At 65.0% G+C, this 16,159-nt stretch carries 16 protein-coding genes; 14 read left to right on the forward strand and 2 right to left on the reverse strand.

All coding sequences use genetic code 11. From position 1 onward, the window contains the following. The 10 genes from AC5RWX_RS17425 to AC5RWX_RS17470 form a co-directional block, all read left to right on the forward strand. The coding region (locus tag AC5RWX_RS17425) for a carbohydrate ABC transporter permease (RefSeq protein WP_494097634.1) at window positions 1-899 on the forward strand (899 nt) is incomplete at its 5' end. 3 nt (window positions 900-902) lie between these two features. Beyond that, window positions 903-1,739, forward strand: coding sequence for a carbohydrate ABC transporter permease (locus AC5RWX_RS17430; RefSeq protein WP_494097635.1), 837 nt, complete (start codon window positions 903-905; stop codon window positions 1,737-1,739). Between the two features lie 134 nt (window positions 1,740-1,873). Beyond that, window positions 1,874-2,650: a TIM barrel protein gene (locus AC5RWX_RS17435; RefSeq protein ID WP_494097636.1), complete on the forward strand. Its 777-nt coding sequence runs from the start codon at window positions 1,874-1,876 to the stop codon at window positions 2,648-2,650. Beyond that, complete coding sequence (gene carA / locus AC5RWX_RS17440; RefSeq protein WP_494097637.1) at window positions 2,647-4,206, forward strand: c-glycoside 3-oxidase CarA; 1,560 nt, start codon at window positions 2,647-2,649, stop codon at window positions 4,204-4,206. Before AC5RWX_RS17435 ends, carA begins: the two co-directional genes overlap by 4 nt. A 70-nt stretch (window positions 4,207-4,276) precedes the next feature. Next, the gene (locus AC5RWX_RS17445) at window positions 4,277-4,672 is read left to right on the forward strand and encodes a C-glycoside deglycosidase beta subunit domain-containing protein (RefSeq protein ID WP_494097638.1); all 396 of its coding nucleotides are present in this window, start codon (window positions 4,277-4,279) and stop codon (window positions 4,670-4,672) included. Beyond that, complete coding sequence (locus AC5RWX_RS17450; protein WP_494097639.1) at window positions 4,669-5,772, forward strand: sugar phosphate isomerase/epimerase family protein; 1,104 nt, start codon at window positions 4,669-4,671, stop codon at window positions 5,770-5,772. The genes AC5RWX_RS17445 and AC5RWX_RS17450 overlap by 4 nt, the downstream gene beginning before the upstream one ends. Before the next feature lie 17 nt (window positions 5,773-5,789). Then, a complete protein-coding gene (locus AC5RWX_RS17455) occupies window positions 5,790-6,848 on the forward strand; it encodes a sugar phosphate isomerase/epimerase family protein (protein WP_494097640.1) in 1,059 nt (352 codons plus the stop codon). A gap of 8 nt (window positions 6,849-6,856) precedes the next feature. After that, window positions 6,857-7,255, forward strand: coding sequence for a C-glycoside deglycosidase beta subunit domain-containing protein (locus AC5RWX_RS17460; RefSeq protein ID WP_494097641.1), 399 nt, complete (start codon window positions 6,857-6,859; stop codon window positions 7,253-7,255). Continuing rightward, complete coding sequence (locus tag AC5RWX_RS17465; RefSeq protein WP_494097642.1) at window positions 7,252-8,439, forward strand: Gfo/Idh/MocA family protein; 1,188 nt, start codon at window positions 7,252-7,254, stop codon at window positions 8,437-8,439. The genes AC5RWX_RS17460 and AC5RWX_RS17465 overlap by 4 nt, the downstream gene beginning before the upstream one ends. Window positions 8,440-8,451: 12 nt before the next feature. Continuing rightward, the gene (locus tag AC5RWX_RS17470) at window positions 8,452-9,456 is read left to right on the forward strand and encodes a sugar phosphate isomerase/epimerase family protein (RefSeq protein ID WP_494097643.1); all 1,005 of its coding nucleotides are present in this window, start codon (window positions 8,452-8,454) and stop codon (window positions 9,454-9,456) included. Between the two features lie 283 nt (window positions 9,457-9,739). On the opposite strand, the gene AC5RWX_RS17475 is transcribed toward AC5RWX_RS17470, so the two are convergent. Continuing rightward, window positions 9,740-10,774, reverse strand: coding sequence for an apurinic/apyrimidinic endonuclease family protein (locus AC5RWX_RS17475; protein WP_494097644.1), 1,035 nt, complete (start codon window positions 10,772-10,774; stop codon window positions 9,740-9,742). A 68-nt stretch (window positions 10,775-10,842) separates the two neighbouring features. On the opposite strand from AC5RWX_RS17475, the gene AC5RWX_RS17480 reads away from it, so the two are divergent. Next, a complete protein-coding gene (locus AC5RWX_RS17480; RefSeq protein ID WP_494097645.1) occupies window positions 10,843-11,259 on the forward strand; it encodes a C-glycoside deglycosidase beta subunit domain-containing protein in 417 nt (138 codons plus the stop codon). A gap of 29 nt (window positions 11,260-11,288) precedes the next feature. Here AC5RWX_RS17480 and AC5RWX_RS17485 read toward each other — a convergent pair whose 3' ends face one another. Next, window positions 11,289-12,551 (reverse strand): ROK family protein, encoded by a 1,263-nt coding sequence (locus AC5RWX_RS17485; protein WP_494097646.1) that lies wholly within the window; start codon window positions 12,549-12,551, stop codon window positions 11,289-11,291. A gap of 106 nt (window positions 12,552-12,657) precedes the next feature. Between AC5RWX_RS17485 and AC5RWX_RS17490 the strand changes: the two genes are divergently transcribed. The 3 genes from AC5RWX_RS17490 (at window position 12,658) to AC5RWX_RS17500 (ending at window position 16,148) form a co-directional block, all read left to right on the forward strand. Next, window positions 12,658-13,695, forward strand: a complete 1,038-nt coding sequence (locus AC5RWX_RS17490) for a Gfo/Idh/MocA family protein (RefSeq protein ID WP_494097647.1) — start codon at window positions 12,658-12,660, stop codon at window positions 13,693-13,695. After that, complete coding sequence (locus tag AC5RWX_RS17495) at window positions 13,692-14,486, forward strand: hypothetical protein (protein ID WP_494097648.1); 795 nt, start codon at window positions 13,692-13,694, stop codon at window positions 14,484-14,486. Before AC5RWX_RS17490 ends, AC5RWX_RS17495 begins: the two co-directional genes overlap by 4 nt. A 180-nt stretch (window positions 14,487-14,666) precedes the next feature. Beyond that, window positions 14,667-16,148, forward strand: a complete 1,482-nt coding sequence (locus AC5RWX_RS17500; RefSeq protein ID WP_494097649.1) for an MFS transporter — start codon at window positions 14,667-14,669, stop codon at window positions 16,146-16,148. The last annotated feature ends 11 nt before the right edge of the window (window positions 16,149-16,159 follow it).

Consider the following 16,159-nt stretch of genomic DNA (forward strand, 5'->3'; position numbering starts at 1 on the left):
CTCCGGGGACGGGTACTGACACCCGCCCCCGGGGCCGGGGCCTGGAGTTTGGCCACTGGTGGTGGGCGCTGCCCGGAATCGCCCTTGTGTTCGCTATCCACTATGTGGCAACAGGCATCGGCGGCTTCTTTGCTTTTACCAACTGGACGGGCATCGGCGCGTTCAAGATCGTCGGCTGGCAGAACTTCGAGGCCATCTTCAAGGACCCGGCCAAGATCGGTGCCCTGACCAACACACTCTTTTTGGCCTTCGGCTCAGTGTTCCTGGGCAACGTAGCCGGGCTCGTCATCGCCCTGGGCCTGAACCGGATCGTCAAGACGCGGTACATCCTCCGCACCCTCTTCTTTATGCCCGTGGTCCTCAGCCCGCTGGCCACGGCCTACATCTGGAAGTTCATCTTTGACTTTGACGGCCCCATCAACGTCTTCCTCACCTCGATCGGTGCCGGCCACCTCGCCAAGCCCTGGCTTGCGGACCCGCAATGGGCCATCTGGACGGTACTCGTGGTACTGGTCTGGGGCACCACCGGTTTCGCGATGGTCATCTTTATGGCCGGACTGGCCGGCGTCCCCGTGGAAGTCGAAGAGGCCGCCGCGATCGATGGCGCCAACCTGTGGCAGCGCTTCCGGAATGTCACGCTCCCGGCCATCCGTCCCGCCGTCGCCATCGCCACCACCCTCGGCATCGTGCAGGGCCTCCGGGTCTTCGACCCCATCATGGCCCTGACCGGCGGCGGACCGTCCGGCGCCACCGAGACCCTGGCCACCCAGGTCTACAAGCAGGCCTTTGCGCTCGGGAACTTCGGCGGCGGCGCCGCCCTTGCCCTGGTGCTCGCCGTCATCATCCTGTTCTTCGCCGTCATCCAGCAGCGGCTGACCCGGCAGAACCCGGAGGACTAAGACATGTTCCGCTACACCAAACTCACTCTGCTCCGCGAAGTTGGCCTCTGGGCCCTGGCGCTGGTCTTCCTGGCCCCGTTCTACTTCCTCATCACTACCGCCCTGAAACCGGACAGCGAGATGTACACCACCTCGCCCCTGGCCATGCCGAAAAGCCCGGATTTCAGCAACTTCGTTGACGTCCTGACGGCCACCGGGAACTCCAACGTCATGATGGGACTGGTCAACAGCACCATCATCACCGCCGGCAGCATCGTGGGGCTGATTGCCCTGGGTTCCGTCACCGGCTACGTGATTTCCCGCAGCACCCGCCGCTGGAGCAAGGGCGCATACTACCTTTTCCTGCTCGCCATCATCCTGCCCGGCCAGCTGGGCGCCGTCCCGCTCTATATGGGGGCACGCGCCCTGGGCCTGACCGGCTCGGCGTGGGGCCTGATCATCCTCTACACCGGCATGCTCCTGCCGCTGTCGATCTTCCTCTACTCCAACTTCTTCCGCGGCCTGGGCACCGACTACGAGGAAGCGGCAACGATCGACGGCGCCAGCAAGTCCCAGATCTTCTCCAAGGTGGTGCTGCCCATGATGGCGCCCGCCACCGGAACCGTCACCATCTTCGCCGGGCTCATCGTCTGGAACGACTTCTTCACCTCGCTGATCTTCCTGGGCGGCTCCGCCAACCAGACACTGCCGGTCGCCATGTACTACTACATCGGTTCCCTGGTCTCGCAGTGGAACTCGATCTTCGCCATCGTGATCGTGTCCATGATTCCCATCCTCGCCCTGTTCCTGTTCGCGCAGAAGCGCTTCATCCAGGGCTTCTCCGGCGGCCTGAAAGGCTGACCTGCGCCGCACCTAACAACCCGCACAGCTCCCGAACGCTTCGCGGTGGTGCCCCACACCCAAAAACCGGTGCAATCAGCCCCGCTGCTGCCCTTATTCCAGCTACCACCACCCTCAACTTTCAGGAGACCCGCATGTACCAACTTGCGCCCAACATCGATCTTTTGTTCTCAGAAGCAGGCGACAGCGCCGCCGACCGGGTCCGTGCGGCCGCAGCCGCCGGCTTCGACGCCGTCGAAATGTGGGGCCCCACGGGCAAGGATATTCCTGCCCTCAAGGAAGCCCTTGAGGAAAGCGGAGTCCAGCTCACCGCCCAGCTGGCAGAGCCGCGGATGCAGTTCATGATCCCGCCCAAGGACCACGCACCGTTCTACACGGGACTGGACGCGGGCGTCGAGGTGGCGCAGCAGCTCGGTTGCCCGCGGATAGTGGTGGGCAGCGGCACCGGCTTCGGTGGCCGCAAGCGGCAGGACCAGCTGGACGAACTGATCGAAATCTTCACCAAGGGGGTTTCCCACGTCGAGGGTTCCGGCATCACCCTGGTCCTCGAGCCGGTGAACACCAGGGTGGACCACCCTGGTGCACTGCTGGACCGCACGTTGGAAGCTGTCTACGTTGCCAAGGGCGTCAACTCGCCCAACTTCGGGGTCCTCTACGACCTCTACCACTCAACCGTTGAGGGCGAGGACGTTGCGGCAGAGCTCGCCAACGCCGGTGACCTCATCAAGTACGTCCAGATCGCCGACGCTCCCGGCCGTGGCGAACCGGGTTCCGGCTCCATTGACTGGCCCGCCCGCTTCGCGGACCTGCGGAACAGCGGCTACACCGGGCCTATCGGGCTTGAGTACTACCCGACCATCGACTCGGCAAAGTCCGTCCGGCGCATCCAGGAACTGGTGGCGGGGCGGTGAGCGGTCTGCGGTATCCGGCCGCCGTGGACGTCGCCATCGTTGGCAGCGGGCCCACGGCATCGGCCTATGCGCGGATCTTGAGCGAGGAGGCGCCTGACGCCACGATCGCCATGTTCGAAGCCGGCCCCACCGTGAGCAATCCGCCCGGGGCGCACGTCAAGAACATCGAGGATCCTGAACTCCGCGGCCTGGCGCAGCGCGCCTCCGAAGGCCCGGGGGCAGGCGCCGCAACGGTGAACTCTCCCGGCGCCGTCAAGAGCGGAGAGCGCCGGGCCCGGGCGGGCACCTACCTGCTGCCGGAAGGCTATGCCTTTCCGGGGGAAGACGGGATGCCCGTCGCGGCCATGTCCAGCAATGTGGGCGGCATGGCTGCGCACTGGACCGCGGCCTGCCCCCGCCCGGGCGGCAAGGAGCGCATTCCGTTCCTGCCGGACCTGGAGCAGCTTCTTGGCGAGGCCGACCGCCTGCTGGGTGTCACCACGCACGCCTTCGACGCCGCACCCTTCTCGGACCTGGTCATCAAGCGCCTGTCCGCCGCAGTGAACGAGGGCCGCGACCCTGCGTTCCGCGTCCAGCCGATGCCGCTTGCCGTACACCGGCGGGAGGACGGCGGCCTCGTCTGGTCAGGCGCCGACGTCGTGATGGGTGACGTCACCCGGAACAACCCCCAGTTCGAACTGTTTGATGAGTCGCTGGTGACGCGTGTCCTGGTGGAGGACGGCATTGCTGCCGGCATCGAAGTCCAGGACCGCCGCAGCGGCGCGACCCACCAGGTGGCTGCCCGCTATGTTGTGGTGGGTGGAGATGCGCTCCGCACGCCGCAGCTGCTGTGGGCCTCCGGCATCCGGCCGGTCGCCCTGGGCCGCTACCTCAACGACCAGGCGCAGGTGGTCTTCGCGAGCAGGCTGCGCGGCGTCTCGGCGGAACATGTGACGCGTGCCGCTGACGGTGCGCTCAGTGAGCAAAGCGGGGTGGCGTGGGTTCCCTACACTGACGAGGCACCCTTCCACGGCCAAATCATGCAACTCGACGCGTCCCCGGTTCCGCTGGCCGACGATGACCCCGTTGTGCCGGGATCCATCGTGGGGCTGGGCCTGTTCTGCGCCAAGGACCTTCAGTGGGATGACCGGGTGGCGTTCGACGACGACGCGCGCGACTCCTACGGAATGCCCGCTATGCGCATCCATTACCGCCTCACTGAGCGGGACCACGAGGTCCTTGATCGTGCCAAGAAGGAAATCGTCCGCCTCGGGAGGGCCGTCGGTGAACCGCTCGACGACCGTCCTTTCGTGATGCCCCCCGGGGCATCGCTGCACTACCAGGGCACAACGCGGATGGGCGAAAAAGATGACGGAGGCAGCGTCTGTTCCCCCGACAGCCAGGTGTGGCAGGTTCCCGGCCTGTTCGTGGCCGGCAATGGCGTTATTCCCACCGCCACGGCATGCAATCCCACGCTGACAGCGGTAGCGCTTGCTGTGCGCGGTGCCCGGAGGATCGCAGACCAGCTCACCAGCTCTTTACTTAGGTCTGAATACGACAATAGTATGAGTAAATAATGAAGAAGTGGCGCAAGGTCACCCTTTCGTTCAATCACAGGCAAGACACGCCGCAGACAAGGAGGTCTCGATGATCGCCGACCGCATTATCGAGCAAGGAACACTCACCACACAGGACGGCCGCACCGCCGTCGAAGTCCGCATCCCCTGGTACCGCGCCCTCCCGGGTTCGTGCATTGCGGGCGCGGCACTGACAGTGGACGGCGTCGCCGCGCCCGAGGATTCGCTGCGCTGGACCATGAACAACCGCACCTTCAGCTTCCAAGAGCTCGTGGAGGAGACCGGCGAGTGGTGGTACCCGCTGGACTCCGCCGTCCTGTCCGGCGATCTTCCCGTCCGGGATGACCAGGCCGAGCACGAGGTCCGGGTGGACCTGAAGCTTTACATTCCGTACATCATCACCGACCACGGCGTGCTGCACATCGAAGAGCACGACACCAAGACCATGAAGGCAGCGCAGCGATGACCAGCCTCGGCACGCCGATCCAGGGCGTCACCCTTTACAGTTTCACCCGGGCCTTCCACGCCCGCCAGTACGACCTCGACGGGCTGATCCGCAAGGTGGCTTCCGAAGGCTTTGGCCCGGGCCTTGAGGTCATCGGGTTCTCCAGCCTCCGCGGCTTCCCGGACCGCATCGACGACACCTTCGTGGGTCAGTTCCGCGACCTGGTGGCCGAAGTGGACCTCGTTCCCACCTCCCTGGCGGTCAACGTGGACACCGGCATCCGCCGTGACCGGCTCATGAACCATGACGAGCTGGTCGAATACATGCGCAAGCAGATCGAGGTGGCCGCCCGGCTCGGTTTCCCGATCGCACGCGTCCAGATCTCGCTGACCCCGGACGCCATGGAAAGCCTGCTGCCCGTGGCCGAAAAGTACGGGGTCACCCTGGCCCTCGAGGTCCACGCCGACCAGCACGGCGCGCACGAACGGGTCCTGGCCCTGCGTGACCGCTACGAAAAGCTGGACTCACCCTTGCTGGGCTTCACCGCCGACTGGGGGGCCACCGTCACAGGCTTTGCCCCCTCGCTGCTGGAGTCCTACCGGCGTCGCGGCGCTTCGGAGGACCTGCTCCGGCAGGTGGTTGAGCTCTGGAATGGTTTCTACGCGGAAGGACCGCCCAACACCCAGAAGGTCCACGGTGAGCGCTTCGGCGCCTTCATTGGCCTGGCCGCCCGGAATGGACGGCCGGACCTGGGCATAGACTTCGGCATCAACGGAACGGGCCTGTTCGGTCCTGCTCCGCTGGACACCTGGCTGGAAATCATGCCCTGGGTCCGCCACGTTCACGGCAAGTTCTTCGGCATCGACGAAAACGGCGAAGAGCCCTCGGTGCCGGTGCGTGACCTGGTCCGGCAACTCGTGGAAAACGGCTACTCCGGTGCCATCTCCAGTGAATACGAAGGCTGGCACTGGAACAACTGGCAGGATCCGTTCGACATCATCCGCGGCGAGCAGGCCGTCCAACGTTCAGCGGCGGCCGATGCCGGCTCGGCCATGATCACCGACGCCGCACAAGCCCGCCGCATCCTCAACAGCCACCTCGCCCAGCCCGTCCGCGGCTGAAACAAAGGAACAGACCAATGTCAGAAGGCATCGCAGGCTCGGGCATCGAGCTTGGCATCACCCTTTATTCGCTCACCTCCGAGTTCGCCGCCGGGCTCTACACCCCCGAGACCCTCATCAAGGCCGTCGCCGATGAAGGCCTTGGCCCCGGCGTCGAGTTCAACATCGCCCAGATGCTGCGCACCTACCCCGATGTGGACGAGGACTTCGTCCGCCTGTGGCGGGACAGCATGGACCGCTATGGTCTGACCCCCAGCGCTGTGGGCACCAACCTGGACATGGGCCGCCGCAAGGACCGGGACATGACCCCGGATGAGGAGTACGACTTCTTCGCACGGCAGCTGAAGACGGCGAACACCCTCGGCTTCCACAAGATCGTCATCCGCTCCGCCGGCAAGGAACTGCTCCGCCGGCTGCTGCCCCTGGCCGAGAAGTATGACCAGAAGCTCGGCTACGAAATCCACGCGCCCCAGGGACCGAACGACCCCAAGATCCTGCAGATTCGTGAAATGTACGCGGAGCTCGGCAGCGACCGGCTCGGCTTCACTGCCGATTTCAGCTCCACGATGCACAGCCTTTCCCCCACCCTCTTCCGCACACTGACCCAGATGGGGCTGCCCGAGGAGCACTTCGCCGTCATGCAGGACATATGGCGCAAGCCCCTGCCCATGCAGGAGCGGAACCAGGAGTTCGAGGATTACCTTCGGGCCAACAACTTCGATCCGGCGGGCCTTGGCCCTTTCACCCGGCTCGCATTCAACATGCACGGGCTGGTTCCGCCGGAAGAGTGGCTGGACATCATGCCCCAGATGTTCCACGTACACGCCAAGTTCTACGACATCGACGGGAACGGCAACGAGCCCGCCATGGATATCCCGCGAATTGTGCGCCAGTTTGTCGAGGGCGGCTACCAGGGCTTCCTGTCCAGCGAGTGGGAAGGACACGCCTTCGCCGATTTGGGCGAATCCGATCCCATCGACCTGGTCAAAAAGCAACACTCTCTCATGCGGCGGGCCATTGAAGAATCCGTTAACGCAAGTGTTTCCAACCCGACCCTCGTCGAGACTGCAAAGTAAGGAAAGCCATGGCAACCCACAACTCCCTGTTCCAGGACGCCGACGTCCGCAGGCACCCGGAGGGCATTTCGGTGTCCGTGCAACTGCCCTGGTACCGCAGCCTTTGGCTGTCCGCCGTGGACGATGTTGCGGCCACAGTCGATGGCGTGGCCATCCCCAAGGAAGCCCTCCGCTTCGAACTGCAGGGCAAGTCCTACACCATCGCGGAATTGCCCGAGCAATGGGAAACCCTGTGGTTCGTGGCAGACAAGCCCGACGTCATCATCCCGCTGGACCGCGTCCCGGACGCCGGCGAGGAGATCGACGTCGAAGTCATCCTCACCCTGCGCCTGCTTTACATGCAGATCGCACCGATGCGCTACGTGGGGAACCGCGTGGCTGTTGAACGCAAAGTAGTGCTGGCATGACAACCCTGCGCGTGGCCATGATCGGTTATGGCTTCATGGGGGCAGCCCATTCCCAGGGCTGGCGGACTGCACCGCGAGTGTTCGACCTGCCGGCAGAACCGGAAATGGCGGTTATTGTCGGACGGAATGCCGAAGCGGTGGCTGCCGCCGCCCACAAATGGGGCTGGGCCGAATCGGCCACGAACTGGCGCGAAGTGATCGCCCGGGACGATATCGACGTCGTCGACATCGTCACCCCCGGGGACTCCCATGCTGAGATCGCGATCGCGGCACTGGAAGCCGGAAAGCATGTGCTGTGCGAAAAGCCGCTGGCGAATACGGTGGCCGAGGCCGAAGCGATGGCCGAGGCTGCTGGGCGGGCCGCCGCAAAAGGAATACGGGCGATGGTGGGATTCACCTACCGGCGGGTCCCGGCCGTCACGTTCCTGCGGAACCTGATCGCCGAAGGCGCTGTGGGGACCATCAACCAGGTGCGCGGCTCATACCGGCAGGACTGGTTGGTGGATCCGGACATGCCGCTGGCCTGGCGCCTGCAGAAGGAGCATGCCGGTTCCGGTGCGCTGGGGGACATCGGCGCCCATGCCATCGACCTGGCCCAGTTCGTTACCGGGCTGAGCCTGGAGACGGTGTCCGGCACCATCGACACCATCGTGAAAGAGCGTCCCCTTCTTGATTCCGGCAGTGGGCTTTCCGGCACCGCCGGTGCGGGCAAGGGCAAGGTGACGGTGGACGATATTGCCATCTTCACCGGCCGCTTCGAATCCGGGGCCCTGGCCTCCTTTGAGGCCTCACGCTTCGCCACCGGGCGGAAGAACGCACTGCAGATCGAGGTTTCGGGCGACAAGGGCGCCGTGGCGTTCGACCTGGAGGACCTCAACAGCGTCGGGTTCTACGACCGTACAGCACCCGCTGACCGCCAGGGCTACCGAAAGATCCTGGTTACCGAAGCGGAGCATCCCTACGTCTCCGGGTGGTGGCCGGCAGGCCACATGCTCGGCTATGAGCACGGGTTCTCGCACCAGGTCAAGGACCTCGTGGAGGGCATCGTGGGCGGCACCGACCCGCATCCCACATTCGCTGACGGGCTGAAGGTGCAACGGGTGCTCGACGCCGTCGAGCGCAGTTCCGAGAATGATTCCGTTTGGACGCACGTTGCTGCCGACGTCCCGGCGCAGGTTTCGTAGGAGGGGAAACACATGGCACGACCGATTACCTTGTTCACCGGCCAGTGGGCCGACCTGCCGTTCGAGGAGGTGGCCCGGCTCGCCGGCGAGTGGGGCTACGACGGGCTGGAAATCGCCTGCTGGGGGGACCACCTGGACCCTTGGCGCTGGGACGACGACGCCTACGTCCAGGGCAAGCTGGACGTTTTGGAACGCCACGGCCTGAAGGTGTGGACCATCGCCAACCACCTCAAGGGCCAGGCCGTCTGCGATGATCCCATCGACGAACGGCACCGCGGCATCCTGCCGGACGCTGTTTGGGGCGACGGCGACCCTGAAGGGGTGCGCCGCCGCGCGGCCGAGGAAATGAAGAACACGGCACGGCTCGCCGCCAAGCTCGGTGTGAAGACGGTGACCGGGTTTACGGGTTCGTCCATCTGGAAGTACGTGGCGATGTTCCCGCCCGCCTCAGAAAAGATGGTGGACGCCGGGTACCAGGACTTTGCCGATCGGTGGAACCCCATCCTCGATGTCTTTGACGAGGTGGGTGTCCGGTTCGCGCACGAGGTGCACCCGTCCGAGATCGCTTACGACTACTGGACCACCCAGCGGGCCCTGGAAGCGATCGGACACCGCGAAGCCTTCGGGCTGAACTGGGATCCGAGCCACATGGTGTGGCAGGACATCGATCCCGTGGGATTCCTCTGGGACTTCAAGGACCGCATCTACCACGTGCACTGCAAGGACACGAAGAAGCGCCTGTCCAACGGGCGCAACGGCCGGCTATCCTCCCATCTGGCGTGGGCTGATCCGCGCCGAGGGTGGGACTTCATCTCCACCGGCCACGGCGACGTGCCGTGGGAGGACGCCTTCCGGATGCTCAACTCCATCAACTACCGCGGCCCGCTGTCCGTGGAGTGGGAGGACGCCGGGATGGACCGCCTGGACGGCGCCCCCGAGGCGCTGGCTTTTGTGCGCAGGCTCTCCAGCTACGAGCCCTCCGCGGCAGCCTTCGACGCCGCCTTCAGCACCAAGTAGCAGACCACAAGAACGGCCGGCCCCAGAACTCCGGGGCCGGCCGTTCTTGCGTTGCCAATCAGGCACCTTCCATCACCTCCTGCAACGATTGGGGCACCTTCCATCACGTCCTGCAACGATTGGGGCACCCGCCATCACGTTCGGATTTGGGCGGTAGATGCCGGACTCTTCCCCTACGCCACTGCAGTTGGGCTTCATCAGGAGCTGATGGAGCGATGAGCCAAAAGCTGCGGGAGGTGGTGGGGCGTTGCTGGGAATGCTGCGGGAGGTGGCGGAGCGTTTCTTAGCCCGAAACGGGTTCCGCAAGCACCGACGCCGTGAGCGGCTGGCGCCCCTCCGCAAGGGACCCCGCGGCCAGGGCCAAGTGACTCTGGGTCATCTCGGTGGGGTCGTTGTGCAGCCACTCGTGGCCGCCCCACTCGCTGGTGAGCGTGCCGCTAAAGCCGTTCCCGCTCAGCAGGCTGCCCAGGTCCCGTAGCGGCTGCGAAACCCGGCCACCGTCGTCGTCCAGGTCCCAGAACTTCAGGTGAAAGGCGCCTACCAGGGGGAGGACGTCCTGCAGCTCAGATGCGTCGCTGCGGCCGAAGCGGATGAGCAGGTTCATAAAGAGGGTGTGGATCCGCGGCGGCACGTTTCCTGCGCGGAGCAGGGCGGTGACGGCGTCGAGGGTGGCGGGATCCCGCCACTCATTTTCCAGTCGCACCAGAAGATCCGGGGAAACACCGCCCTGCCGCAGCTCCTCGAGGTACGTGATCGGAAGGGCCGGCATCAGCATGCTGATGTCCACGAGCACCCTCACGTGATCATCTGCGAGCCAGGCAATGACTTCCAATGCGGGTTCGACGGCGGGGTTGCCAGGAGTCTGCTGCCCCTGTATCTCCTCGTACAGCACCAGGTCAAGCTCGTGCAGGAGCGGCTGCACCCGCGTGAGCAGTTCCATCCCCGCCTGCCCTATGGGGAGGCGGACTCCGCGGGCTCCAACGCGGTGCGCGGCATGGATCTGGGGGACCAAAAAATCCAGGCGCTGCTGCAGGGAGCGGCGGTCCGTGGGCGACGTGAAGTCGTCCAGGCTGGCCCCAACGATGCTGACAGATCCGCCCTTTGCCGCCAGGGCATCCCGCAGTCCGTCCACCTCGTCGTTCTGCGGAGCGGGAAAAGACCGCCACACCAGCCCGGGCTCGAGCTCTACTGTTTTCACCACCGAGTCCGCGATGCCGGTGACGATGTCCTGCGCCGTCTGGCGGGCGGCGATGATGTGCGGGGTCCAGTTGAAGGAGCTGGCGCAAAGCGTCCAGCTGCTTGGAATTTCGGGAGCCATAGGACGTCTTCCCCTTTATGCTTGTTAATGACAAACTTATGTCAGTTTCAGGATAAAGGATGGAAGTCATGTTGGAAACCGCTTTGCGCGAAGATGGGCTGACTGCCGCTTCGGGAGGCTTTGAGCTTCGGCTTGGCCTGCCGTGGATCCGTTCGATGCCACTGTCCAGCGTTGACGGCCTGTCCATTGAGGTGGACGGCGTTGCGCTGGCGCCGGGGGAGTTGATGGTGATGCTCGGTTCCCGCGTCGTGCACCCTGATGCGCTGCAGTCAGAGCCCGGCTGGTGGTTCGTGCAGGACAGGCTCGTCCTGGCGGGCCGGCGCGAACTCCCGCGCGGGCCACACGCCGTCGCCGTCGACTTCCGGCTGATGGTGCCCTACCTGCAGGCACGTCCCGGCTTTCCGCTGGTCCTGCCATTTCACCTGGAGGCCCGTCTGGAGCTTGACCGGGTACCGGTCCCCAGCGTGTCCCGAGACGTGGCCTGAGGAGGTCCGGGCCCCGCCGCGGTGCAACCCTAGGCGGAAAGGGCGACCCGTTCCGGCGACGGCCGTCCGTCCGCGAACCAGCGCGGGAAGGTGATGTCGAACAGTTGCTCGCGGGCCAGTTCGGCTCCTCCCCGCAGTGGTTCACGCTCATCGTTAACGGAGAGGGTGATGGTGAGGTCGCGGGTGGCCAGCGGCAGGGACAGTTCATAGACGCGTTGGCGCACTTCGGCAAGGAATACCTCGCCGGCCGATCCCATGGCGCCGCCGATGACAATAACTCCGGGGTTGAACATATTCACCAGGGCGGAAATGGTCTCGCCCGCCACGCGCGCCGACTTTTGGACGAGGGTGATCGCAAGGGAATCCCCGGCCTGGGCTGCAAGGGTGATCTCCTCGAGGGAAAGCCCTCCCTTCTTCGCCAGCGCGCCCAGGGACGTGTGGACGCCTTCCGCGATGGCCTCTTGTGCGTCCCGGATCAGTGCCCAGCCGCCGGCCACGGCTTCCAGGCATCCGGTTTTGCCGCAGCGGCATTGGGCATCGGAGTCGGAAACCCGGACATGGCCGATGTCGCCTGCCGCGCCGTTGGCGCCGCGGTGGATCCTGCCCTTGGACAGCAGGCCGGCTCCGATGCCCGAGCCGATCTTGCAGTAAATGAGGTCCGCGAGCGAGTCGCGCCGACGGGCACGTTCGCCAAGGGCAAGCAGGTTGGAGTCGTTATCCACCCACACGGGCGCCTTGAACCGTTCCTCGAAGGGGGTGCGGACGTCGAAGCCGTTCCATCCGGGCATAATCGGAGGTGCCACGGGCTGTCCCGAGGCGAAGTCCACTGGTCCGGGAAGGCCCACCACTACACCCCAGACCGGCACGTCGGGGTGCTGCCCGAGCACTTTCTCGACAAGGGTCATGACTGCGTCGATGGTTTTCTCCGGACCCTGCGCGATGTTCCAGGTGCGGTGCGTGTGTTCCAGGATGTCGCCGTCGAGCGCTGCTACGCCAACCCTGATATGAGCCGCTCCAAGGGCGCAGATGACGATGTGTCCCTGCTCCGCGCGGAAGCGGAGGGTCCGGGGTGCACGGCCGCCGGACGAGGCTCCGAAGTCGCCCTCCCCGAGGAAGCCCATTGAGATGGCCTGATCCACGCGTTGGCTGACAACGCCCCTGCCAAGCCCTGTCACCTTGCCGATTTCGGGCCGCGTGGTGGCCTCGCCCGTTCGCACAAGGTTGACGATCCGCAGGAGGCTCGTCACTTCGTCCGTCTGTGCTCCAAAGCGGAGGGTGGAGTCTGTGGTCATGGCAACAATTCTCCCACAGATGGGCCGACTAAGGTGCGGTTAAGCGCGACTATAGCCAGAAGCGTTCTAACTTATGAATAATAGAGGCAAAAGTGAGGAGGCGACGATGCCTTGGAACGTGGGGATACTGGGATCCGGGCCGGGCGTTGCGGCGCTGCATCTGCCGGTGTTGGGACGCTTGGGGGACCTGTACAAGGTGGTCCATATTGCCGACGCGGGAAGCGGCCGTGCGCGGGTGCCTGCGGAAAGGCTTGGCGCACGCTGGTCGGAGGGGGAGGCCGAGCTCCTTGCCGACCCGGCGGTGGATGTGGTTGCTATATGCAGCCCACCTGCTGAGCATGCCCGCCAAATCCTGGCTGCCGTGGCGGCCGGCAAGCGAGCCATTTTCTGCGAGAAGCCGCTGGCCGCCAGCCGGCAGCAAGCCGATGAGCTGATCGCTGCCTGCCGGGAGTCCGGCACGGTCCTGCTGGTGGGAACGAACCACCTCTTTGATGCCGCCTGGGGGCGCGCCAAGCATCACCTTGTGGCCCTCGAGGGGCGGGTGCAGGCCATCTCCGTGACGCTGGCGCTTCCCTCGAATGACAGGTACCACCGGCTGGTTGCCGAAGGAGGGCCCTTCCAGGCTGCCCGGCGGGGACGCCCTGACCTCGGCAATCGAACCGTCGCGGCCACTGTCCTGAGGCAGTTACTTACCGGTCTCGCGGTCCATGATCTTCCTGGCGTGAGGGACGTTGCGCCCGGCATTGCCGAGGTGGTGTACGCGCGGATTGCTCCGCCGATCGGTTACCTCGTGGGGTACGAGGCGGGCGGGGTCCTGGTCCAGTTGGCGCTGACCATGCTTCCGCAGGGGCCGGATGCCCTGTGGCGGTTGAACATCACCACTTCCCACGACCGGCTCGAAGTCAACTTTCCGCCGGCGTTTGTCCATGCCGGAAGCGCTGCCATCCGTGTGCGGAACGTGGATGGGCAGTGGACGGAGTACCCCCGCGATCCGGAAGACGGTTATGTGGCGGAGTGGCGCCTGCTTGCCTCGCTCCTTGAGGGTGAGGCTCCGGTGGAGTATGACGAACTGCTGGCTGACGCGCACTATGCCATCGAGCTCGCGGACGCCGCAGCAAAAGTCCTCGAAGGTGCCCCGCAATGAGGGCAGGAGATCGAGGGTTTGGCGTCTTTGCCGCGATGCCTTCCTATCTCGCCGCTGTTGCCGAACTTCCTGTTAGTGCCGCACTCGTGGATGACGTGGGCGGCGCAGTGGCGGTGGTCCCGGGAACCGGCGACTGGTGGCACTCCTTGCTGGCGGCGCGCGCCGCGGGAGCATTAGCGGTGGTGATTGCGGAACCGGCCGTGCTCCCGAGGGGGGTCCTGGAAGCCCATCCTTGGCCAGGCGATATCCCGGTCATCGTTGAGCGTCCGCGCCTCCGTTCCGATGTTGTTGCTGATGCTGTTGCGGCAAGACGCGGCAGCCGCGCCCGGATCGTGACCGTTGAATGTGCTGCCCCCGCCACAGGCCTCGATGAGCTTATCTGCGACGGCTTTGGCTGGATGCGGTCCCTCGTCAGCGCATCCCTGGAGCTTCGGTCAAGCATCGCCACCGCGCACAGCATGATCGCCCTCCTGAACTCAGGCGACTCCGACGCCGGGACGATTCCCACCACCCTGTCGGCGACCGCCGTCGGGGGTCTCCACGTGGGAGGCCTACTCCAGGTGCTGGCCCTCGGCGAGGTAAGAACGGAGGTGGCGGTCGACCAGCCTGCCGGGCTGACGCGGATGGAGACCTTTACGGAGGAAGGGACATTGCGGGCCCCGGAACGTTATGAATCATCAGCGCGCCTAGCGCTCCGGCGGGCGCTGGAGGCCTGCGCTTCGGGCCAACCCGCTATGGACCTGGATGATCTGCTCAAGGATATGGCCCTTACCAGAGATCTGCTCCGATAAACGCTACTGTACGTTCGTTCCCCGCATTCTTTTGTTGTTTCTAGACCAAAGTGCGGGTATTGTGAGTAATGGCGCCGGGGTCCTGACGGACCCGTTCCCTGTCGTGATGGTGCGGCGGGGACACAACACGTCGCGTCGACGGCCCGATCGTTCGGGTAGATCACTATGCCACTTTCTCCCTTGAGACTGCGTCTCCTTGTTATCTCCCTGCTCACGGTCTCCTTCCTCGGTGCCCTTGACCACACCGTGGTGTCCACCTCCCTGGCCACGATCGCCGGTGAGCTGGGCGCGCTGAAACTAATGAGCTGGGTTGTTGTGGGGTACACCCTCGCGAGCACCGTGCTGCTGCCGGTGCTCGGCAAACTCGGTGATGTGCTGGGAGCCCGGCGGATCTTCATCGGTTCACTGGTGATGTTCCTGGCCGCCTCGCTCGCATGCGGTTTCGCCACGGACATGGCGTGGCTTATCGCCGCGCGCGTCCTCCAGGGTATGAGTTCTGCCGGCCTGCAGTTGATGTCCCAAACCATCATTGCCCGCGTCACCACCCAGCGTGAACGCCCCCATTACATGGCCATCATCGGCGCGGCTTTCCCCATTGCCATCCTGGTAGGCCCCGTCCTTGGCGGCGCGATCACCGACTACTGGGGCTGGCAGTGGGTCTTCTGGATCAACATACCGGTGGGTGCGGCCGCCCTGGCCCTCGCGCTGATTGCTGTGCCGCATCTGGAGCCAGGCCCCGCGCCCCGCCACTTCGACGTTGCCGGGGCAGCCGTCTTCACCACCGCCCTGGTGGCCCTCGTACTCGCCGTCACTTGGGCTGCGGAACGTAGCGCTGGCCCCGCCACCGCTGCAGCGCTCGCGCTCAGCGTCCTCGGCTTTGTGGCGTTCTTTTTTATCGAGCGCCGCGCCTCCGAGCCCATCGTGCCGCTCCACTTTTTCGCCAACCGGACCATTGCGGCGGGCACAGCGCTCTCGGCGATTATCGGCGTCGGGCTCTTCTCCATCACTGCGTACCTGCCCACGTACTTCCAGATGGCATACCAAACTACCGCCACCGTGTCCGGGCTCGTTCCCATCGCCACCGTTTTCGGCATGCTGATCAGCAACCTGCTCACCGGATGGCTGGCCAGCCGGACGGGCGGCTACCGGGTCTTCCCGATCCTGGGAACCTCCCTGGGAGCAGCCGGGCTGTTCGTGATGGCCGTCCTGCCCGCCGGGCTTCCGCTGTGGGTACCCATGATTGTGATGGGCGTGGTGGGCATTGGCACGGGGGCGTTCATGAGCCTGATCGTTGCAGTGGTACAGGGCGCCGTCCCGGCCAGCCAAACCGGTACCATCACCGCCACCGTCAACTTGGTGCGGCAGATCGGATCAACAGTGGCAACCGCGATCATCGGCGGGGTTATCGGCTTCGGCGTGGCGGCCCGTCTGCCAGCTGGCCTTGAGGCTTCAACCCTGACTCCGCAGCTGGTCCACGGAGCTGACCCGGCAGTCCAGGCCAGCGTGGCGCAGATCTACAGCGCGGTTTTCACACCTATCTTCATCGCCCTGGCGGCCACATATGCGGTGGGAATTCTCGCAGCTGTCCTGCTTCCGCACGGCCGCCTTTCCGATGAACCCGTTGCCGTTCCCCAAACAACTTCCGAATCCCTTTCGGCCTGATTCCAAAGGAG

It is taken from the genome of Arthrobacter sp. SPT-J7 (genome assembly GCF_059089965.1).